The sequence below is a fragment of the Terasakiella sp. 4MB5A genome (genome assembly GCF_050058155.1).
In the GTDB taxonomy this organism is placed as follows: domain Bacteria; phylum Pseudomonadota; class Alphaproteobacteria; order Rhodospirillales; family Terasakiellaceae; genus Terasakiella; species Terasakiella halodenitrificans.
In genome coordinates this window covers 1,939,276-1,959,303 of record NZ_CP188815.1, presented here as the reverse complement: position 1 = coordinate 1,959,303, position 20,028 = coordinate 1,939,276, and the positions used below count along the sequence as shown (strand labels likewise).

Genomic DNA, 20,028 nt, shown 5'->3' with positions numbered 1-20,028 from the left:
GACCTTATAATTTATAATAATTGGCACTTCTAATGATACCAATCATGTATCATCTTCCTTTTTACAGAAAGGAGAAAATTATGTCTGAATTTCCAATTACAAAACGCACAACCTTAAAACGGGGGCACAAAAGAGCCAATCATCAAAGCGAAACCATTCATGCCATTTTAGATGAGGCTTATCTTTGTCATGTTGGCGCAAAAATGAGTGACCGCCCGATGGTACAACCCACCGTTCATTGGCGCGAAGGCAATAAGCTTTACATCCACGGCTCAAGCAAAAACGGGTTATTCCAAATCCTGATTGACGGGGAAGAAGCTTGCATCAACGTCACGTTGCTAGATGGTTTAGTCATGGCGCGTTCTTCTTTCCACCACAGTGCCAATTATCGCAGTGTTATGGTTTTTTCCAAAGCAAAACTCATCACCGAACCTAACGAAAAATTACGCCTCCTCAATCTCATGATGATGAAAATCACACCGGAACGTTATGACGGCATTCGCGAACCAAACAACAATGAACTAAAAGCCACCACTGTTCTGGAATTTGATATCACTGAATCATCCGCCAAAATTCGGACCGGCCCCCCCGTCGATGATGACGAAGATTACACCCTTCCTGTATGGGCTGGTGTCATTCCTTTAAGTCTGCAAAAGGGTGCACCGATCAATGATCCACGTTGGGAAACCGATCACAATTGACCTTTTCCATTTTTCAGTCACCTGATTTTTGTTACTCTAACAATTATGGCGACTGAAAAGGATTGTGTCATGAGTGGATGGAACTGTCCCAACGAAGTTAAAGGACAATGCAAACACGTGCCCGATTATAAATGCGACCCTGGCATGAAAGGCTGCGTTCTTTTTGGTAAATTTCGTTTCGCAAACACTGACAAAAACAGCCCAAGCAGAGAGCGCGAACGTCAGGAAGCAATGGAGGCACATATTGCCAAAAATTTTAATGATCGTTAATCTGAGATGATCCGGTTACGACCCGTATTTTTCGCTTTATAGAGCCGCTCGTCTGTCAATTTTAGAACCTCTTCATAGCTTTGATTTGTTGCCCATTCTGCCAACCCGCCACTAACTGTCATCGTTAGTTCCTTACCATCTGCTGTTTTCAGAACATTATTTTCAATTCGGGTACGGATACGTTCAGCCAAAACCTTCGCACCTTCAAAGCTTGTTTCTGGCAGCAAAAGGACAAACTCTTCACCACCGATACGCCCTAAGGCATCACTTGTCCGTAACGTTTCACCAATCAATGCAACAAGTTCCTTTAGCGCATCGTCGCCAACCTCATGACCAAAAGTATCATTAATCTTTTTAAAATGGTCGATATCCAACATAAGAATAGAAATAGGTTTTTTATTACGTTTTGAACGTTGCTTTTCATCTATTGCACGCGCGCTTAACGCACGACGATTTAGTGTGCCCGTCAAATAATCAGTCCGTGCAGCTTCCTCTAACGCCTGTTCCATTTTTTTACGTTCTGCAATATCATTAAACGCAATAAAGAAGACATTCTCATCCAGAAGACGCAAGGGGGTTGCTGAAAAGAGAGCTGTAAAAACTTCACCCGATGATTTTTTCAGGTCCAATTCTTCATTACTGATTAATTTTGATTGCTTAAGCTTTTTCAGCAGTTCTGTACGCATTTCTGGGAATGCGTAAATTTCTTTAGCATGTGTTCTTTTAACATCTTTTTGGGCTATTTCAAGGACAGCACAGGCATGATCGTTCATCTCGATCAACATACCTGTATCAATTGAAGATAAAAGGTAAGGAACGGGAAGTGCAGACAATACTTTCTCCAGACGTTCTTTCTCATCTTCAACCTGACGATAAAACTGTCGTGCTGTCAGTTGGTTTTTTACCCGTGCTAAAACCTCCGGCATCTGTAATGGTCTTGGAATATAATCAGAAGCACCGACTTCAAAGCCCTTAATTTTACTTTCAACTGTATCCGTTGCTGTAATAAAAATTACCGGAACATCTGCCGTTTCCGGTGATCCTTTTAATTGTTGGCAAACTTCAAACCCATCAAGACCGGGCATCTGTACATCAAGCAAAATAAGATCAGGGGTCTTTTCTTTAATATGGAAAAAAGCTTCCTCACCACTAGAAGCTCCGCGCACAACATAACCATTTGTGCTTAAAACCTGTGTAAGAACTTTCAAGTTGATGAGATTATCATCAACAACAAGAATCTCGCATCCTTCGAATGTTCGGGCAATATCCCACACCATAAAACACGACCTCACTCAATTACCGTCACGACTTTGTCGTAAAACATAACTCTAGAATATAGAAGAAGAGTGATAATAAAAGCTTAAAGTGAGAATATTGTATCAAACTAATAATTCACAACACGCACAAACATCAACATGAAAAACAATCAATAGTTTATATATGTGTTTTTACAGCAATATCCGGGAAATACATATCAACATCAATATTCTCAGCCCCATCCATAATTGCAGTCAAACCATCTAGGGCCTTATTGATATTTTCCGCATCCTGTTCACTAATCACCTCACGGGCGGATCCTAAAAAATTAAGAACCCATGTTCCTTCTTCTTGTGGGCCAATTAGCATCATATTGATTTCTTCCGTTCCGTTGCGTCCTTCACAAAGTGCAACAAAATCACGGTTTTTAATTACTTTTACAGGTGTTCCTATACACATGGCAAACACCCGTTTTGCGCATGTTGCGACCAAAACCCGGCAACAGATTGTTCCCGTTTTTTCAGATTTACCCCGCGTTCCTCAATTTCATCCACGAGCATATCCAACATTTTGAGAACACGACCTTCCGTTTCTGGACTTAAACCGAGACTATTTTCCAGCTTATAAGGCACCATACCAATAATTGTAACAGTTTCCGGAGACTGTCCCTGTAATTGCAAAATCCCAAGTAAGTCAGATAAACCTAATTGATGGTTAGATATTTTAGTTTGAAAGAAGGCGGGCACCTGTTCATCAGCCAAGCGGATTAACGTTCCTTCCGGATCCCCTGTATTAACGGAGTCTGTCACAATCAAATGTTTGACATCGCGCATCGGTTCCAGAAGTTCCGTTCCGGTCGTCCCCCCGTCCATAACAACCACGCCATCAGGAATTTCATACATTCCTTCTAAGGCTTCAACTGCGCGGACACCTACGCCTTCATCCTGCATCAAGACGTTTCCGAGGCCGATAACCAGAATTTCCGTTGTCATGGTATTTTCCTTTATTTTATTTCACGAAAATCAAGAAGGTTGAACCCCGCTTGGGAGGAATGCAGGGTTCAACCTTCTTTGACAATCGCCGTTGCCTTAAAGCGCTTTGACTTTCACAATCGGTTTTTGTTCCGTATCAACCATATGGATTGCACAGGCAATACAAGGATCAAATGAATGCACTGTACGCAAAACTTCCAAGGGCTGTTCTGGATCTGCCACCGGATTATCCAGCAAAGAAGCCTCATACGGTCCCATCTCACCATTTTCGGCACGCGGCCCCGCATTCCACGTAGACGGTACAACAGCTTGGTAGTTTTTGATTTTAGCATCTTCAATAACGACCCAGTGTGACAATGCCCCACGTGGTGCTTCATGATGACCAACACCGCGAATTTCACCTTTCGGGAAAACAGGAGCGTTGAAACTGTCCGTATCACCAGAAGCAATATTATCGACCAGTTTCTGCCATTGCTGTTTCAATGTGTCCATCATGACACCCGCACGAATTGCACGTGCCGCATGACGTCCGATTGTCGATTCAAAAGCAGCCAATGGAATGTCGGATGCACCGGAAACAGTCTTAATAATACCGACTGCATCATTAACGTATTTTGTGCACCCTTCATGGCCTTGAGCCAACATGACCAACACGTTTGCCAAGGGGCCGACTTGCGCGCGCTTACCGTTGAAGGTCGGTGCCTTAATCCATGAATACTGCCCATCATCTTGGAAATCAGTATACTGCGGTTCGGTTTCCCCTTCCCACGGGTGAAGCGTCGCATCACCTTCATACCACGCATGTTTAGAGGATTCCGCAACGCCTTTCTGAAAGAATGGATCATGGAAATCCTTAATCGGTGTGAACTTGTTAAAATCACCGGCTTCGATATAACCGCCAGGCAAATCAAACTTGGTTCCCTTAGTATCTTGTGGGCAATCCGGTACAGACAAATAGTTATTTACGCCTTTCCCATAACCGGCCCAATCCAGATAAAACGCACCGATTGCCGGAACATCCGTCATATATGTAGATTTGACAAAATGTTCCAACTTATCAATCCAGCCTTTGATCATCATGATCCGTTCCATGTTCAAAACCGACTGGCTGTTCATATTGACAGAGTTAGAAATCCCCCCGACGGCCAAGTTTTGAATGTGGGGTGACTTACCACCCAGGATCGCCACGATCTTGTTGCAATAGTTTTGCACTTCCAAAGCTTGCAGATAGTGGGCAACCGCCAACAAGTTCACTTCTGGTGACAATTTCATCGCTGGATGCCCCCAATAGCCGGAGGCAAATGGTCCCAATTGACCGCTGGAAACAAATGTTTTTAAACGATCCTGCACCGCTTTCATTTCATGCGGGCCGTTTTGTGACCAGTCCGAAAGACTTTCTGCCAGCTTGGATGTCGCAACCGGGTCTGCATCCAACGCGGATACCACATCGACCCAATCAACCGCAGACAGGTGATAAAAATGAACAATATGATCCTGAATGGCATGTGCCGTCTGAATAATATTACGCACCAATTGGGCATTTACCGGAACTTCAAGCCCCAATGCATTTTCCACTGCGCGCACAGATGTAATGGCATGTACCGTTGTACAAACACCGCAAAAACGTTGTGTAAACAACCAGGCTTCACGGGGGTCACGCCCCACCAGAATTGTTTCAATACCACGCCACATCTGGCCCGAAGACCACGATTTGCTGACACGACCTTCATCATTAACTTCAACATCGATACGAAGGTGGCCTTCAATACGCGTGACCGGATCGACTGTAATACGTGTTGTCACGATTTTTCTCCTAATTCGATAACTCTAACTCTCACGCGTGCGCATCTTTGTGCAGCACGGGCAGCATTTTAACCATCACCATGTATGCCATGATCTCAAACGCAACGATGCCAACCGTCACCATCACTTCCCCCACTGACGGAAAATAGCTGTAGCCAGGCCCTGGGTCGTAGGTAAATAAGAAAGCATTGAAACGATAAAGCGACCCGGCGAACAGCATGGACACGGCAGCCCACAACAGTATGCGCGGGTTTTGACGCATTTTTCGTGATAACAAGGCGATAACCGGGAAAATAAACAACAGTGTTTCCAACAAGAAAAGCAGGCTATTTTTATCACCGGCAAAAATATATCCGACTTTGCCATTCAGGATGATTTCCCCAAAACGCACTGTCAAATAGACCAACAACAAACCAACAATAATTTTGCCAATTTTAGACAACAAAGGTGTTTCATCAGGTAAGTCAAAGGCAACTTGCGAAGCGGAGGCTTCAAAAATCACAATGGAAAAGCCCATTGTCACTGCTGTCAGTAACGCCAGAAGGGGTTGAAAATGTACCGTCTGCCAAAGTGGTGCAACCTTATACCCCATTGCAATCAAGAACGACCCAAGGGAAGACTGGTGCATCGTCGGCAACAGGATGCCAAGAGCAATAAAAAGAAACAGCACTTTGTTCAATATTTTTAGCACACTGTGCGCCCCGATGCGTTCCAAAAATGCAGGGGCAAACTCGATAACCAAAACAAGGATATAGGTCGTTACACAGAGGCCAACTTCCAACATTACAGCATTAAAATTCATATGCCACGGTAACAACAGGTTATAGAACTGCCAATAACGCCCCATATCAATAAAGGCTCCAACGCCACCAAGGGCATACCCCAGCAAACTGGCCAATAAAGCAGCACGCATCAAAGGATGATACTGTCCCTTATTGAAAATATAAATCGTGATGGCCAGTGCATAACCGCCACAGGCCAATGCTGTGCCGATCACAACATCATACACAACCCAAATTCCCCAAGGAAAACCGCCGTTAATATTAGCAACCGCCCCCATACCATCCGTAAAACGAACGCCTAAGAAATACATACCGATCACGAAGAGTACCAGACACAATATAAATGCCGGTGTAAAGATAGAACCGCCCAGCGGTTTAGCATGACTCATGGCCTACTCCTCCCCGTCATGGTTGTCTTTATTGCGTTTAACCATATAGGTTAAGCCCGCCATAGCTGCCGCAGGCAAAGCCATGTACTTGTATAAAGTGTGCTGAACTCCCTCGGACACGGACGCATATGAACGATCTTCCAAAGGTGGCATTCCCAATTTGTCAAACGGAATGGCAGAAATATGCAGAACATTGGTTCCGCCCGCTTCTTTTTCGCCCCAGATATGGTTTTGGTAGTCCGCTTCCAGCTCTTTTTCATGGTAGCTTTCCGGCTTGGAAATATCACCGCGGGGGAAGTTATAATTATCCCCTGATTTCAGCTCCACACGTCGCTTGGCTTCTTCCATCAACATACTGCGTGGACCAAACAGAGTGGCACCTGTGGGACAAACTTCCGCACAAGCCGTCATACCGCCCTTATTAATACGTTCCAATCCTTCCTGATTGCACATTTGGCATTTATGAATACGTCCAAAAGCATTGTCATATTCAAATTGCGGAACGTTATAAGGGCACCCCACCATGCAAGTCCGACAACCGATACAAGCATCGGGGTGGTGCGTCACAATTCCCGTCAATGGATCACGACGCATTGCCGTAACCGGACATACAGAAACACAACCGGGGTCAACACAATGCATACAACTGCGTTTTTCAAAAGCGAAACCGTTTTCTTCGCTATCCTTTACAGCTGCTGAACCATCACTATAAACCTTAATGACGTTAAGCGTATCACCCGATAGATCCAAAGCAGAATCGTAAATATTACCATCCCCACGATCCACGGGGGTCATATCATTGACTTCTTTACAGGCTGTTACACAGGCCTTGCACCCAACACAAAGTGTTGCGTCATATAGCATGCCAACCGCCTCAGGGGCAGGTTCCAAATTTGGACGCGCATCAGCAACCGTACTGATACATGCAGCACCCGCAACCCCTGCACCTGCCGTTTTTAAAAAGGTTCTTCTATCCATGGCTGCCCCCTCAGGTTTCGCTGTCGGAGTCAGATTTCCCAAGCCGGGTTGACACCACCGCCGCCGCACCAACAGCAGCACCAACAGCAGCGCTTGCAACAGCGACAGCCCCGACGCTCATACCTGGAGTATCCTCACGTTGTGTAATTGACGGAAATGCATTTGGCGGCGTATGGGTTTGTACTTCTGCCAGACTGAACAAAGGCTTGGTAAAACCAACACCTTCTTCGGTACAACCAAAACAAGGGTGCCCAACGCCGACAGGCCACGTACCACCACCGACATCGTTAAACTCAACCGCCGGACAGTTGGAATATGTTTCCGGCCCCTTACAGCCTAACTTGTACAGGCAATACCCTTTTTTATGTCCTTCATCACCGAATTCCTTAGCAAAGCGTCCCGCGTCAAAGTGCGGACGACGTTCACAGTTTTCATGGATCAAACGACCATAAGCAAATTTCGGGCGATTTTGTGAATCAAGTTCCGGCAATGTCCCAAATGTAAGGAAATGCATAATTGTCGCCAAAAAGTTATAGGGGTTTGGCGGACAGCCCGGAATATTTACAACCGTTTTCCCCGGTAAAACCGCCTGCGCACCGGCTGCACCTGTCGGGTTGGGGCCAGAAGACTGTACACCGCCCCATGATGCACATGATCCAAAGGCGATAATTGCCGCCGCATTTTCCGCAGCTTCAACCGTATGCGCCAACATTGTCTTGCCGGCAATTTTACAATAAACACCACCATCTTTCGTCGGAATAGACCCCTCGACGACCAGCAGATATTTACCGGCATTTTCCTTCATCGACAGTTCTTTTAAATGTTCAACTTGGTGGCCTGCACCCGCATCCAGTGTCTGATGATATTCCAGAGATATCATTTCCAAAATCAATCGCTCAAGCGTTGGATGCTCGGATCGCAACATCGTTTCCGTCGGCCCTGTACATTCCTGACCATGCAACCAGATCACAACCGGACGTTTTTTCGGTTTCGCCACGGCTTCAGCCATTGCAATGGCTTCAGACGTTGACAAACCCAGCGTCGCTGCAATCCCTGTGCAATATTTCAGGAAATCCCGGCGGCTGATCCCAAGTCGTTTCTCAAGCGCGTCAAAATCACCCTGCATAATTTGGATATCCTCCCATCTTGGAGCATATTGCCCCTATAACCAATAATCGTCCCAACGCTTTAGAGCAAAAACCATACCAAACACATAAGTCATTGTTATTAATTAATTAATTTAAACATCCCATTCTTGTTACATAAAAAAAGTGGCAGCAACAACGCACAACACAGTTAAGAAATGAAAAGTAAGTAACCACCTACATAAGGAAATTACCTCAAACCCCTTACCTTCTGCATATTTGAAAACTAATATGAGAGTTATTATTATAAAAATACCTACCCATTAGAATGGTACTACCAGAATGCAGTGCAGCATTTTAGGCACTTAAGTATTGGTTTTTATGTGCAACGCAAACCAATCAGCCACTTATGTACTTTTTTGAAAAAAAACCTTCCAATTTATTAAAAATACTGCTTCCCTATGTGATCATTTTTTACTTTAATTGAGGATCGGGACAGTGACACATGCACTGCACACCCTCAGCCCGTCACAAGCGGCTGAGAAATTAGAAGCCTGCTTCAATAAAATCTGGAAAGAAAACATGGCCGGCATTCAAATCTTGAATAATGACCTTGTCGTCGAAGCGGTTGAATTTCAACAATGGGATGAACGTGTCATTGGCATGATGGTTACCCCGTGGTTTATCAATCTTATTATGCTCCCGAAAGAAGGAGAAAACTGGGAATGCACCAAATTGGGAGAAAGAGAGAAATTTAACTTTCCTCAAAAAGAATGCCCGATCATGATCAATGAAATTGAAGGATTTGGTTTTTGCAAAACCTACTCGCTTTATTCCCCGGTCAACGATTTTCCCAACCCCGAAGCCGCACGAATTGCCGCTGCCATTTTCTTGCGCGACCTGCTGGACGAGAAAAAACGCATCGAACCCACCTATTCCGAAGAACAAATTCAACGCTATCTGAACAAAGAAGAAATGGTTCATCGCGAAGAATTAAAGAAACAGTTTTCAGAACCCGCCAATATGAAAAAAGAAGTGAATCGACGCGACCTCCTACGGGGGAAACTACGCGAAGACCCGCCCTCGACATAAGGTTGACACAGTGATGCAGAAAACAACCATCCTCATCGTTGACGATGAAGTCCGCAGTTTGGAAAGCCTTGAACGTATCCTTGAAGATGATTTCAATATTTTAACGGCGGAAAACACCATTGAGGCGGAAAAAATCCTTCAAACCGAATGGGTTCAAATCATTTTATGCGATCAACGCCTTCCCGGCTTAACAGGTGTGGAGTTCCTCAAACTCGTGCGTCATAAATGGCCCAATATCGTCCGCATGATCATTTCTGGCTACACTGACTCTCAGGACATTATCAGTGCCTTAAATGATGCTGGTATTTATCAATACATCACAAAACCATGGCAGCCGGAAAGCCTGATACACCTGCTGAAAAACGCAGCACAACTTTTTGACCTACAACGCTTAAACGAGTCTCTTTCCATTGAATTAAAAATGGCACCAGATGCCTTTAAAGACCGCATTGAACGTAAAAGAGAAAAATTAAAACAGAACTATCAAAGTGATGATGGTATCACCCGATCCGAGCAATCCGTCATGAATGATATTTGCGCAAAAATTCGTCGCGTTGCGCCTTATGACATTTCAGTACTCATCACGGGTGAGTCCGGCACCGGCAAAGAACTTGCCGCACGGGCCCTACATTATAACTCACACCGCGCAAACAAGGCTTTTGTCATTGAAAATTGCGCTGCCCTTCCCGATCAACTTTTGGAAAGCGAATTATTCGGCTATAAAAGCGGTGCCTTTACCGGCGCGGTAGAAGATCGCATTGGTCTTTTTGAACGCGCAAATGGCGGAACAATTTTTCTGGATGAAATTGGTGAAGTGTCCCCGGCTTTTCAGGTCAAACTTCTTCGTGTTCTTCAAGAAGGTGAAATCCGCCCTCTGGGTGCCAGTAAAACAAGACAGGTCGATGTCCGCGTTATTGCCGCAACAAACCGTGATTTAGCTGCAGATGTGAAATCCGGGCGTTTTCGCGAAGATTTATATTATCGCTTAACCCCTATCAGTATTCACTTACCACCGCTGAGAGAACGCATTGAAGATATTCCTTCTTTAGTTCAAAAACTTCTCCATCAGGCAACAATCAACCTCGGAAAGAAAGTTGATGGTATTAGCGACGAAGCTCTCACCTGCATGCAAGCCTACCATTGGCCCGGTAATGTGCGCGAATTGCAAAACGAAATTCAACATCTGCTGGTTATGAGTGACGGCAATATTTTAGGGGCAAACAATCTTTCAGCCCGTATATTACGTGCTGCCCCCAGAGATGAAGAATTGGAAATTCAAAGCTTATCCAAACTGAATGGTAATCTGAAAGACCGTGTTGAATCCATTGAATCACGCATTTTAAAAGAATGCCTCATTCGACATCAGTGGAACAAAAGTCGCGCGGCCAAAGAACTGGGGTTGTCCCGCGTCGGGCTACGCTCTAAGCTTGAACGATACGGCCTTTCGAAAAACGATCAAATTCAAACAGGTTAACAGCCCCCTCCTCCCCCTTCAGGGATTAGGCAAATATTACCTATTTTTTATTTTAGCTTTTAACGCTAAAATAACCTTATCCTGTCAGAAATGGAGGATATCTTATCTCTTTTACGATTGATCAAACAATGAAATGCACAGCGTTTTTTAAATTGATATCAAAAGCAAAAACAGCATTTCTCTTGGCTGGGTTTTTCTTATTATCCGCTTGTTCTGAGCTGCTTGTAACGGATGCGCTCTCAACCATTGCCACCGACAAAACCATTGGCGACCACGTCATTTCCTACGTTAGCAAGAAAGACTGCTCAACCGTCCGTAGCGAACAAGGCATGACATATTGCAAAGAAGATGACCCCAGCCTAAAAAAAGACCCGAAACGCTATTGCTACCATGAGCTAGGCAAAGTAACTTGCTATGAACAAGCAGACTTAAATAGTGTTCGACGTGACATCGAGGACAAAAAAGAGCCTGTTCCTTCGATAAAATAAAATCTGGCTTAAAAAAACAAATGCTTCTGCCTCGTTTCTCTATTTTGTGGGTCGGCATCCGCCCCAAAACCTTATCCATGTCGCTAACGCCGATACTTGTCGCCTTCGCCCTCGCAATTCACGATCAGCAACCTTTGAATTACCTTGTCCTACTTGCAATCTGTATCGGTGCAATTTCTATCCAAATTGCGACCAATTTGTTTAACGATGCACAGGATTTTTTAAACGGAACAGACACTGGCACCCGCATTGGTCCCAAACGCATCACACAAGCTGGCCTTGCGACACCATCACAAACACGATACAGCGCCTTTCTTTTTATCGGTATTGCCGCACTTTGCGGTTTATACCTGATTGGCATTGGCGGCTGGATCGTAACATTATGCGGGGGCCTTGCCTTACTTTGCGCATACACCTATTCCAATGGCCCTTTCCCTATTTCACGCGGTCCCTTCGGTGAATTGTTCGTTATGCTCTTTTTTGGCATGGCCGCTTTTAACGTCAGCTACCTTCTTTTGGCAGGCGACTGGCCTGAAAACGGGTGGATATATGGGGTTGCAATTGGCTGCCCGGCATGTGCGATTTTGTTATTGAACAACTATCGCGATTTGGAAAATGACGCCTTTGTGGGACGCAAAACACTCGCCATATATTTAGGGGCCAGAGCCTCACAAATTGTCTTTGCCTTCTTTATGTTTGCCCCTTATGCCCTGCTCCTTACTCTGCCTGTTCCCTTATGGTTTTTAGCGGGTATTCCTCTCGCAATTCTCGCAACTTTCAAAATGTTTACCGTTAAGAACAAGATAGAACTCAACGCCAATCTTGGCATTTCTGCAGCCAGTCAGATTTTATTGTGTATTGGCCTTGCTATCAGCCTTCTGTAAAATTGAAAAAGGCATTCCGACCTAGATCGAAATGCCTTTATTCTTTATCCCTTGAACAAACAAGGAATACAGGTCGAGATTAGTCAACCAGTTTGATGTCAGCTGCTGCTTCTTTGCCGCGACTTACAGAAATTTCGAAAGAAACTTTCTGACCATCATTCAGTTGCTGAATACCAGACTCGTGCAATGCTGAAATGTGAACAAAAACGTCTTTGCCGCCTTGTTCCGGTTCGATGAAGCCATAACCTTTTGTGGCGTTAAACCACTTAACTGTACCGTTAGCCATTAATCTTTAGTCCTTAGGATGTTTTATAGTCTGCCCCCCTTTCAAGGGACGTATTGAGTTCGAAGAAAGTCTGCGATGAAGTCTTGGAGAACTCAAGGAACAAATAGAATTATCCTTCGAAAAAAGGAGTGGCCCTAAAAGGTTCGGCTTAAGGTCTATATTCTACCCCATAACGAGCAAAAAACGTAACTCACGGATAAACTGTATGTGAGTTTAAAAATAAAAGCAATTCATATTCTATTACAATATTTGCTCAGTTACGTTTCAGCAATTGAACACAAAGATCAGAGCTCTAATTCGCCCGATGATACTGTGGCACGGCGTTCTTCATTCAAGGCAAGAACCTTAATTTTCCCATTAGCAATTTTAAAAGAATCATAACCAAAATCAAATGCCAGACTAAGCAGTGTATTGACCACTTCCATATCACTTTTGCGAAATTTATCATTTTGCATCCAATGGTTTGCAATAGACTGCACAACCATTTGCTCAACCGTTATCTGATTGACCTTTGCCTTATCCACCAATGCCTTCAGCGCCCATTCACTGATAACCTGATCATTGATAACGATTTTCTTTTTATTGATACGGATAAATTTTGCCATTGCCCTACTCTGGATATTAAAATGTTATTTCATCCAGACAGGAATACACCATCACGTCAAAGACAACAATGCTGTAACCAACAACTGCGGATCATAATAAGGCGCACTATGCGGTGTCACCAAACGCGTATCAATCAAAGAAATTTTTTCTTTTCGCAACTTTGTTTTCGTTTCAAGCCGTAGATTTTGCCCGTTCTCACTATCGATAAACACATGTGTTATAAACGTAGATGTGGTAATTTCTTCACCTGTATCGAGGCGAAGATATTCAATTAATTTAAAAATAGAGTCGTCTATCGAAAGTCCGATTCTTTCCGGATCATCTCCCAAGCTCGGCACATAGACTTTTGGACATTTCTTTCGTGCAATAGCCTGCCCCACCCCTTTTGGAAGGATGTTGGCAACTATGCTTGTATAAAAACTTCCAGGTGGAAAACAGATTAAATCCGCATCATCAATAAACCGCTTTTTCTTCTTAGAAATTTGCACCGTTGTACGCTTCTGTGTTTTTAGATCTTTAACGAGGAAAAGCTCATCTAAAGCCTTGTCGAGTTTACAAACTTCCTTACCGGTAATCATATGTTGCCCATAGATCACCTGACCGTCTTCCAAACGTGCCGCTAAATGCAAACTATCATTTACAATTGTAGTCACTTCACCTAAGACATTTACAAGCTTCGAAAACATAAAAATAACCGGATCCATCTGTTTTCGATGATTCAGATATCCTGCTGACAAAATCAGATTGCCAATACTGGCGCCTCTTAAATCAAAATCATCCGGCATGACATCCAGAAACATAGATAAATGCGTTCTAATCAGCCGACGCATAGGCTGCTTGATCGCCGCTACCTGCGGATCCTTTCCACTCGCCATCGATTGAAGTTGCAACAACAGGTCTTTGCGCTTTGCCTCTTTCGACAAACGGTGAGCAAAGAGGCTAAAGATTTCTGGACTACCACTGATCCGTTCATCCGCCAACGCCATCATGCGTGAACGCATATCTCCAATGGCTGGCATATCAAATGCTTGGCGTAAAATAGCCGAGCTCCCCCCGCTATCAAAGGGTGTCACCAGATGGATTGAATTATGAGTGAACTTTTTGAGAACACGACTGGTTTCCGTCAGCGCTGTCCCCCCTGAAAAAAACAATACCCTCGGCCCATATTCAGGGGCTTTTTCATATCGTGCCGCACGCAGCATATCGGGCATAATCACGGTGCGAGAAACTGTTGTTTTTTTCATATCATCCCAAAACGAATAGATCTTTTATGATATAATGCGAACCGTTGCGCCAAAGGTCCAGAAGATTATTGTTAAACTTCAAAGGAAGGATAAGCAGATTGCTTTTGAATAAAATTCACATTTTCGGAGACCGTCACAGAACTGAAACACAAATGACGCAAAATGCGCCCCGCCTTGATATAAAGATTTCAAATTATCAATCCCTTTTTTTCACTTGTCCTGAAACATCCGGTTCGCTGATATAATTATGCATTTACCCAAATCCATTCACGATAATCTGCATTTCCTGTTGGCGGAAACCCAGTCACAAGTGAACAACCTTCTTGTTCTCCTGGAAACAGCATCTCAAGCAGTTTCTCAACGCATTTTGGATCGCCAAGGCTACACCTATAATTTAAAAATGCGAGTACATGATGGATGTTTGGACACTTTACGCCATGGCAAAAAAGGCCATGTTAATATCTATTCTTTAAGAGCTGCTGAAGCCATTGCGTCTGATTTAGAACGTATTACCGATCTGTGTCACGAATGCGTCCGCCTGATGTCAAACCTATCGAGGCGGGATGCACTTAAGAAAAGTGAGAATGCTACCCTTTTATCCAAGATCGATAAAGGTATTGCCTTGATTGAACATGCAATAGAAGAAGACGATACTCGTCTCGCCCTGAAAATCGGCAATATCGAACGTGAACTGGACCGCGCCTACGAGCGTGTCTTTAGAAAGCACCTCAAAACCTTATCCAAACAGAAACAGCCCGAAGATGCATTAACCTCATTATTTGTTTCTCAACGGATTGAGGAAATGGGTGATATCCTTTTAACGATTTCAGAATCGATCATGTCGGCAAAGCTTGGTCAACCCATGCATATTGATCGGTTTCGCTCTCTTAAAACCGCCCTATCCGACCTTGGGCTTCTTAATGCAGACGTCGAAACCATTGCGGAGACAAAATCCGGCAGTGCAATTGCAGGCATAAGCACAAGCGATGACGAGACGAACGGCTATCTGGCAATTTTTAAGGACGGTAAGAAAGAAAAATTAAAAGAAGAACTCGAAAGCGTCGAAAGCTGGCATGAAATTTATCCAGGTCTGGCGCCTCAAATTTTGTCTTATAAAAAACAAGGCAAAAATGCCGCCCTTTTGATTGAACATCTTCCAGGTCTGACTTTTGAACAAGTTTTACTGCAAGAACATGACGATATCCTTGAAAAAGCTCTCAAACGATTGAGTAAAACCTTAAAGGCTGTTTGGAATGAAACAAAAAAGAAAAAGAAAATTCCAGCTAATCATATGGCACAACTCAAAAAGCGCCTAAAATCCGTTTTGGATATCCATCCGGACTTTCAAACATCCTCAGCCAAAATCGGCACTCAAAAAACGCCCTCCCTTGATGATTGGATATCACAGGCTGCGCAGATTGAAAAAGAACTGGATCCTCCATTTTCTGTCTATATTCATGGGGATTTCAATCTGGATAACATCATTTTCGACCCGGAAAACCAAACCATCAAATTTATTGACCTGCACCGTTCATGCTATCAGGATTACACACAGGACATATCTGTTTTCATGGTGTCCAATTATCGTTTACAGGTTTTGGACAATCGAACACGCAACCGGATTAAAACCAGCGCCCTTTATCTACATTCATACGCAAAAGAATTTGCACGCAAAAACAACGATGAAACGTTCGAGCTTCGCCTTGCTTTGGGTTTGGCTCGCTCCTTCATAACATCCACCCGTTTTATTTTGGATAAAGGACTAGCCAACGCCATGTACCAGCGGGCAGTCTATATACTGCAATGCATTCAGTCTTGCCCGAAAAAAAATATAAAGAAATTTAAATTGCCGATTGAGGATCTCTTCACATGATGAATAAAAAAATTGCCGTCATAGGAATACCGGGCAAGTGGTCAACCGAAGTTCTTGCGGATCGACTGGAAGAGAAAACAGGATTTCGTCTGGTTATATCAATGGCAGATGTTCACGCCGATCTTTCTACAAGCACCCTTTATGCACAAGGTGTGAACCTTTGCCAGTTAGACGGCATAATCGTAAAAAAGATTAGCCAAACCTATAATCCCAATACACTGGATCGTATTGAATTGCTGCGTTTGGCTGAAAAAAATGGTGTCCGCGTCTTTTCAAAACCCGACACCATTATTCGAATGATTGATCGGCTCGGCTGTACCATGACATTACGCCACGGGGATATTCCCATGCCGGCAACACGTATCAGCGAAGACATTGATTATGCGCTTAAAACCGTTCAAGATTTTGGTGCAGCCGTTTTCAAACCCCTTTATTCAACAAAAGCCCGTGGTATGTGCGTTATTGAAAGCAATCAATCTGATGATCAAATCCTGAACCAAATTTCAGAATTTAAACGCGATAACCCGATGATGTATATGCAAGAAAAAGTCGAACTCGCTGGCCAAGATTACGGAATGGTCTTTCTAGGCGGGAATTATCTGGGGACCTATGCCCGCATTTCCCAAAACGACAGTTGGAATACGACCATTAACAGTGGCGGCAAATATGCCCCCTATACCCCACCACAAAGTACAGTAGAACTTGCACAAAAAGCACAAGCCCTTTTCGGAATGGATTTCACCACCGTTGACGTGGCTGATACCAAAAACGGTCCTATTATTTTTGAAGTCTCCGCCTTTGGAGGGTTCAAAGGTGCGAAAGACGGCATTGGTATAGATGCCGCCGGTCTTTATGCCGATTATGCGTTAAAGGAGCTCAGCCAATGATCACCACAGAAAACCTTGTACACCGTATGCAAAGTGGCTTTCCCTTATGTGATGGCGAAGTTCTATTGGACTTGGATGGTTATAAAATCGGTATTCAGTCCAACTGTGAAGACCTGTTGGAAAAACTTGGTATTTATTTCGCCCATACCTTGGGCCACGGCACGCCGGATATTGTCATCAAAGCCATTCAACGCCCGCAAGACACTTACGGTTTGGCATTCACAGACTGGAAACGCGAACCCGGTAAAACCGGCCGCAAGGATGCCTACGTCGATATTGAGAACGCACGTATCATTCAAAAAGTCCGCACAGGCATGATCTTTTTACAAAGTCAGACCGAACGCATCGCCGCAGGCCCTTGTCTTGAAAATGATAATCAGGTTATTAATTTCATCAATGCACAATATATGAACCACCTACAACAAAACGGCGCTCTCATTTGCCATGCATCCGGACTTTGCGCCCGTGAAAAGGGCTTAGGAATTGCGGGATTTTCCGGTGGGGGCAAATCTACATTGATGCTCCATCTATTAAGTACAGATAACGTTCAATATCTGACAAATGACCGATTATTTTTACAAGATGATTTGGCTATTGGCATTCCAAAACTGCCACGCGTTAATCCCGGCACCATGCTGCATGATCCCAATTTGATCGATCTCCTCCCCACCGACAGGGTCGACGCTTTAAAAGCACTTCCCCCGTCTGAATTATGGGATTTGGAAGAAAAGTATGACGTCTTTGTTGAAGATATTTATGGCCCAAATAAAATAATCGATCACGCGCCGCTCAATGCTTTCCTTATTCTCAATTGGAAACGCGAGAGTGAAGCCCCCTGCAAAATACAAGAAATCAAGATTGAAGAGCATATTGATCTTTTAAAAGCTGTTATGAAATCACCCGGCCCCTTCTATCAGGATGCAAATGCACATTTTATCTCGGAAGATATGCATCAAGACAACCTCGCCTACCTAAACGCGCTTAAAAATGTTAGAACTTTTGAAGCCAGCGGGAAAATTGATTTCCCTTATGCGAAGGATTTTTGCCTTCAATATCTTCTGATAGAATAGGATGAAGGTGATGGTCAGAAACCTCTTGCTCTTACGACATGGGCATACAAAAAATGCACATCCCGAAGGTGATTTTTATCGCGAGTTAAAAAACAAAGGAAAACGCAATGCTCAGCGTATCGGTGTTTGGTTACAGGAAAATAACCTACAGCCCGAATTGATCCTTTCCTCCCCGGCAGAACGGGCACGTACAACGGCTACAAAATCCTGCAAAGCGGCTGGATTATCTACAAACATCATCGCAAATGTGCCACGCCTTTATAATGCTGCCCCGATTGATTTACGTGGCGCTATCGCAAAAACACCCAACAGTGTCGAATGCCTCATGGTCGTCGCTCATAATCCCGGTTTGTCCATGCTGGTTGGGCAACTGAGCAATCATTACTTGGCAATGGCCCCGGCAACCTTAGTTCACCTACAATTTGACGGAAGTTGGAAAGATATTTCGCGCTGCCATTGTACCAATATTATTGAAGGGACCAGCCTACCTGAATATTTTCCCTTTAACAGTCCCAACGGCATCGAAAGCCGCATACGCCCTGCCTACTACTATGAACAATCTGGTGTTGTCCCCTATCGGATTGTTGATGGTGAACTACAAGTCTTGCTCATTTCATCCAGCCGCGGCAAACATTGGGTCATGCCAAAAGGCATTCACGATCCCGGTATGAGCGCACAAGAAAGTGCCGAGAATGAAGCGCAAGAAGAAGCCGGTGTAAAAGGTATTGTCGCAGATTTTCTCTTAGGACGTTACAGCTACGAAAAATGGGATGCAACCTGCGACGTACAAATTTTTCCAATGGCTGTCGCCCATGAACTCACACCAAATGAATGGGAGGAAAGTCATCGTCTGCGCAAATGGGTTTCCCTTGCTGCTGCAATCGAATTGGTGAACAACGCCTCTCTCTCTGAAATAATAGGCAAGCTCCCCGCCTATTTGGAAGGTATTCAACATGACTAACCCCGTTGCTATTCTCCTTCGTCATGGTGATTATCACCAGTTAAAAGATACCCCCAGCGCGTTACAACCTTTTCCACTGAATGAACAAGGCTTCTTACAGGCGCAAGATGCGATTGGTTTACTTAAAGGCTGTGCTGAGCGACATAACTGGCAACTTCATCCCGTTATAGAGTGTTCCAGTCAACTTCGCGCATGGCAAACAGCAGATGTTATATGCGAAGCATTGGACTGCTTTCATGACATCAAAAGCAGTGATCATTTAAGCGAACGCCAATTGGGGAGTGCTGCCAACCTCACAGTTAAAGAAATCGAACAAGTGCTTAATGTCGATCCCCGTTTTGAAAACCCACCTGCCGATTGGAAAGCAAATTCGCATTATCGCCTCCCCCTGCAAGGTGCTGAATCTTTAATGGAGGCTGGCGAACGTGTGGCCAACCATATCAAACACGTCTTAAATCACCTTCCCCCGAACACCACTGAAAAACCTATTGCCAAATTGTTTGTCGGACATGGAGCAGCCTTTCGTCATGCAGCCCATATACTTGGCGTATTGCCATTTGAAGATATCGCCAAACTGAGTATGTACCACGCAACACCTGTTGCTTTGTCCTATGACGAGAGTGACACATGGTTTCATGTCTGTGGAGAATGGAAAATCCGCCAACAAAAAGAAGAATATTCGGACTAAATAAAAATGGATCAACACTCTAAACACACCCTCTTACCTCGTTATCATGGTAAATCTTGGCTTAACGTACGCCTGCCACGCAAAACTGTGGAATGGTGTGAAGGCGGTCATAAATCCCTTGCACGTGATTGCACCGACGAAAAATCTCTGATCGCAGCTTTAAAAGAACTAAAAACCGCAAATGCATGGGTTTGGCCCAAACGCAAACATATGTTCTT

Annotated in this window: 21 protein-coding genes; 11 read left to right on the top strand and 10 right to left on the bottom strand. The window is 44.2% G+C overall.

Going from position 1 to position 20,028, the window contains the following annotated elements:
* The first annotated feature begins 80 nt into the window (after nt 1–80).
* Together ACI0FF_RS09000 and ACI0FF_RS08995 are read left to right on the top strand one after the other, a co-directional pair.
* Nucleotides 81–701 (top strand): pyridoxamine 5'-phosphate oxidase family protein, encoded by a 621-nt coding sequence (locus ACI0FF_RS09000; RefSeq protein ID WP_419796537.1) that lies wholly within the window; start codon nt 81–83, stop codon nt 699–701.
* Nucleotides 702–770: 69 nt separating this feature from the next.
* The gene (locus ACI0FF_RS08995) at nt 771–971 is read left to right on the top strand and encodes a hypothetical protein (protein WP_419796536.1); all 201 of its coding nucleotides are present in this window, start codon (nt 771–773) and stop codon (nt 969–971) included.
* On the opposite strand, the gene ACI0FF_RS08990 is transcribed toward ACI0FF_RS08995, so the two are convergent.
* The 7 genes from ACI0FF_RS08990 to ACI0FF_RS08960 form a co-directional block, all read right to left on the bottom strand.
* Nucleotides 968–2,245 carry a diguanylate cyclase gene (locus tag ACI0FF_RS08990; RefSeq protein WP_419796535.1) on the bottom strand — a complete coding sequence of 426 codons (1,278 nt, stop codon included), beginning with the start codon at nt 2,243–2,245 and terminating at the stop codon, nt 968–970. The two genes, ACI0FF_RS08995 and ACI0FF_RS08990, sit on opposite strands and share 4 nt — an antisense overlap.
* Nucleotides 2,246–2,405: 160 nt before the next feature.
* Entirely contained in the window at nt 2,406–2,687 is a 282-nt protein-coding gene (locus ACI0FF_RS08985; RefSeq protein WP_419796534.1) for a HypC/HybG/HupF family hydrogenase formation chaperone, read from the bottom strand.
* Nucleotides 2,678–3,220 carry a HyaD/HybD family hydrogenase maturation endopeptidase gene (locus ACI0FF_RS08980; protein WP_419796533.1) on the bottom strand — a complete coding sequence of 181 codons (543 nt, stop codon included), beginning with the start codon at nt 3,218–3,220 and terminating at the stop codon, nt 2,678–2,680. The genes ACI0FF_RS08985 and ACI0FF_RS08980 overlap by 10 nt, the downstream gene beginning before the upstream one ends.
* 96 nt (nt 3,221–3,316) lie before the next feature.
* A complete protein-coding gene (locus ACI0FF_RS08975; RefSeq protein ID WP_419796532.1) occupies nt 3,317–5,023 on the bottom strand; it encodes a nickel-dependent hydrogenase large subunit in 1,707 nt (568 codons plus the stop codon).
* A 31-nt stretch (nt 5,024–5,054) separates the two neighbouring features.
* Entirely contained in the window at nt 5,055–6,194 is a 1,140-nt protein-coding gene (gene hybB / locus ACI0FF_RS08970) for a Ni/Fe-hydrogenase cytochrome b subunit (RefSeq protein WP_419796531.1), read from the bottom strand.
* Between the two features lie 3 nt (nt 6,195–6,197).
* The gene (hybA, locus tag ACI0FF_RS08965) at nt 6,198–7,172 is read right to left on the bottom strand and encodes a hydrogenase 2 operon protein HybA (RefSeq protein WP_419796530.1); all 975 of its coding nucleotides are present in this window, start codon (nt 7,170–7,172) and stop codon (nt 6,198–6,200) included.
* Between the two features lie 10 nt (nt 7,173–7,182).
* Nucleotides 7,183–8,298, bottom strand: a complete 1,116-nt coding sequence (locus ACI0FF_RS08960) for a hydrogenase small subunit (RefSeq protein ID WP_419796529.1) — start codon at nt 8,296–8,298, stop codon at nt 7,183–7,185.
* A 457-nt stretch (nt 8,299–8,755) separates the two neighbouring features.
* On the opposite strand from ACI0FF_RS08960, the gene hybE reads away from it, so the two are divergent.
* The 4 genes from hybE to menA all read left to right on the top strand — a co-directional run bounded on the left by hybE (nt 8,756) and on the right by menA (nt 12,195).
* The gene (gene hybE, locus ACI0FF_RS08955; RefSeq protein ID WP_419796528.1) at nt 8,756–9,349 is read left to right on the top strand and encodes a [NiFe]-hydrogenase assembly chaperone HybE; all 594 of its coding nucleotides are present in this window, start codon (nt 8,756–8,758) and stop codon (nt 9,347–9,349) included.
* 13 nt (nt 9,350–9,362) lie between these two features.
* Nucleotides 9,363–10,823, top strand: a complete 1,461-nt coding sequence (locus ACI0FF_RS08950) for a sigma-54-dependent transcriptional regulator (protein ID WP_419799697.1) — start codon at nt 9,363–9,365, stop codon at nt 10,821–10,823.
* A 128-nt stretch (nt 10,824–10,951) separates the two neighbouring features.
* The gene (locus tag ACI0FF_RS08945; protein ID WP_419796527.1) at nt 10,952–11,311 is read left to right on the top strand and encodes a hypothetical protein; all 360 of its coding nucleotides are present in this window, start codon (nt 10,952–10,954) and stop codon (nt 11,309–11,311) included.
* Between the two features lie 20 nt (nt 11,312–11,331).
* The gene (gene menA / locus ACI0FF_RS08940) at nt 11,332–12,195 is read left to right on the top strand and encodes a 1,4-dihydroxy-2-naphthoate octaprenyltransferase (protein ID WP_419796526.1); all 864 of its coding nucleotides are present in this window, start codon (nt 11,332–11,334) and stop codon (nt 12,193–12,195) included.
* Between the two features lie 79 nt (nt 12,196–12,274).
* Here the strand turns inward: menA and ACI0FF_RS08935 are convergent, their stop codons facing one another.
* From ACI0FF_RS08935 to ACI0FF_RS08925, 3 genes are all read right to left on the bottom strand, one after another.
* Nucleotides 12,275–12,481, bottom strand: coding sequence for a cold-shock protein (locus ACI0FF_RS08935; protein ID WP_417820917.1), 207 nt, complete (start codon nt 12,479–12,481; stop codon nt 12,275–12,277).
* Nucleotides 12,482–12,765: 284 nt separating this feature from the next.
* Nucleotides 12,766–13,086, bottom strand: coding sequence for a hypothetical protein (locus tag ACI0FF_RS08930; protein ID WP_419796525.1), 321 nt, complete (start codon nt 13,084–13,086; stop codon nt 12,766–12,768).
* A gap of 51 nt (nt 13,087–13,137) precedes the next feature.
* Complete coding sequence (locus ACI0FF_RS08925) at nt 13,138–14,331, bottom strand: GAK system CofD-like protein (protein WP_419796524.1); 1,194 nt, start codon at nt 14,329–14,331, stop codon at nt 13,138–13,140.
* 247 nt (nt 14,332–14,578) lie between these two features.
* Here ACI0FF_RS08925 and ACI0FF_RS08920 point away from each other — a divergent pair, with 247 nt between their 5' ends.
* Genes ACI0FF_RS08920 through ACI0FF_RS08900 form a run of 5 tightly spaced genes read left to right on the top strand, consistent with a single transcriptional unit; the run spans nt 14,579 to nt 19,810 of the window.
* Nucleotides 14,579–16,204, top strand: coding sequence for a PhoU domain-containing protein (locus ACI0FF_RS08920; protein WP_419796523.1), 1,626 nt, complete (start codon nt 14,579–14,581; stop codon nt 16,202–16,204).
* Nucleotides 16,201–17,091 (top strand): GAK system ATP-grasp enzyme, encoded by an 891-nt coding sequence (locus ACI0FF_RS08915; RefSeq protein WP_419796522.1) that lies wholly within the window; start codon nt 16,201–16,203, stop codon nt 17,089–17,091. Before ACI0FF_RS08920 ends, ACI0FF_RS08915 begins: the two co-directional genes overlap by 4 nt.
* Nucleotides 17,088–18,161: an HprK-related kinase B gene (locus ACI0FF_RS08910; RefSeq protein ID WP_419796521.1), complete on the top strand. Its 1,074-nt coding sequence runs from the start codon at nt 17,088–17,090 to the stop codon at nt 18,159–18,161. Before ACI0FF_RS08915 ends, ACI0FF_RS08910 begins: the two co-directional genes overlap by 4 nt.
* A gap of 10 nt (nt 18,162–18,171) precedes the next feature.
* A complete protein-coding gene (locus tag ACI0FF_RS08905) occupies nt 18,172–19,122 on the top strand; it encodes an NUDIX domain-containing protein (RefSeq protein ID WP_419796520.1) in 951 nt (316 codons plus the stop codon).
* Nucleotides 19,115–19,810, top strand: a complete 696-nt coding sequence (locus ACI0FF_RS08900) for a histidine phosphatase family protein (RefSeq protein ID WP_419796519.1) — start codon at nt 19,115–19,117, stop codon at nt 19,808–19,810. The genes ACI0FF_RS08905 and ACI0FF_RS08900 overlap by 8 nt, the downstream gene beginning before the upstream one ends.
* Nucleotides 19,811–20,028 lie beyond the last annotated feature (218 nt).

Bases quoted from the DNA above. Each gene is read 5' to 3' on its own strand.
- ACI0FF_RS09000 (WP_419796537.1), top strand. From the start codon at position 81: ATGTCTGAATTTCCAATTACAAAACGCACAACCTTAAAACGGGGGCAC.
- ACI0FF_RS08995 (WP_419796536.1), top strand. From the start codon at position 771: ATGAGTGGATGGAACTGTCCCAACGAAGTTAAAGGACAATGCAAACAC.
- ACI0FF_RS08985 (WP_419796534.1), bottom strand. From the start codon at position 2,687: ATGTGTATAGGAACACCTGTAAAAGTAATTAAAAACCGTGATTTTGTT.
- ACI0FF_RS08980 (WP_419796533.1), bottom strand. From the start codon at position 3,220: ATGACAACGGAAATTCTGGTTATCGGCCTCGGAAACGTCTTGATGCAG.
- hybB (WP_419796531.1), bottom strand. From the start codon at position 6,194: ATGAGTCATGCTAAACCGCTGGGCGGTTCTATCTTTACACCGGCATTT.
- hybA (WP_419796530.1), bottom strand. From the start codon at position 7,172: ATGGATAGAAGAACCTTTTTAAAAACGGCAGGTGCAGGGGTTGCGGGT.
- ACI0FF_RS08960 (WP_419796529.1), bottom strand. From the start codon at position 8,298: ATGCAGGGTGATTTTGACGCGCTTGAGAAACGACTTGGGATCAGCCGC.
- ACI0FF_RS08950 (WP_419799697.1), top strand. From the start codon at position 9,363: ATGCAGAAAACAACCATCCTCATCGTTGACGATGAAGTCCGCAGTTTG.
- ACI0FF_RS08945 (WP_419796527.1), top strand. From the start codon at position 10,952: ATGAAATGCACAGCGTTTTTTAAATTGATATCAAAAGCAAAAACAGCA.
- menA (WP_419796526.1), top strand. From the start codon at position 11,332: ATGCTTCTGCCTCGTTTCTCTATTTTGTGGGTCGGCATCCGCCCCAAA.
- ACI0FF_RS08935 (WP_417820917.1), bottom strand. From the start codon at position 12,481: ATGGCTAACGGTACAGTTAAGTGGTTTAACGCCACAAAAGGTTATGGC.
- ACI0FF_RS08930 (WP_419796525.1), bottom strand. From the start codon at position 13,086: ATGGCAAAATTTATCCGTATCAATAAAAAGAAAATCGTTATCAATGAT.
- ACI0FF_RS08925 (WP_419796524.1), bottom strand. From the start codon at position 14,331: ATGAAAAAAACAACAGTTTCTCGCACCGTGATTATGCCCGATATGCTG.
- ACI0FF_RS08920 (WP_419796523.1), top strand. From the start codon at position 14,579: ATGCATTTACCCAAATCCATTCACGATAATCTGCATTTCCTGTTGGCG.
- ACI0FF_RS08915 (WP_419796522.1), top strand. From the start codon at position 16,201: ATGATGAATAAAAAAATTGCCGTCATAGGAATACCGGGCAAGTGGTCA.
- ACI0FF_RS08910 (WP_419796521.1), top strand. From the start codon at position 17,088: ATGATCACCACAGAAAACCTTGTACACCGTATGCAAAGTGGCTTTCCC.
- ACI0FF_RS08905 (WP_419796520.1), top strand. From the start codon at position 18,172: ATGGTCAGAAACCTCTTGCTCTTACGACATGGGCATACAAAAAATGCA.
- ACI0FF_RS08900 (WP_419796519.1), top strand. From the start codon at position 19,115: ATGACTAACCCCGTTGCTATTCTCCTTCGTCATGGTGATTATCACCAG.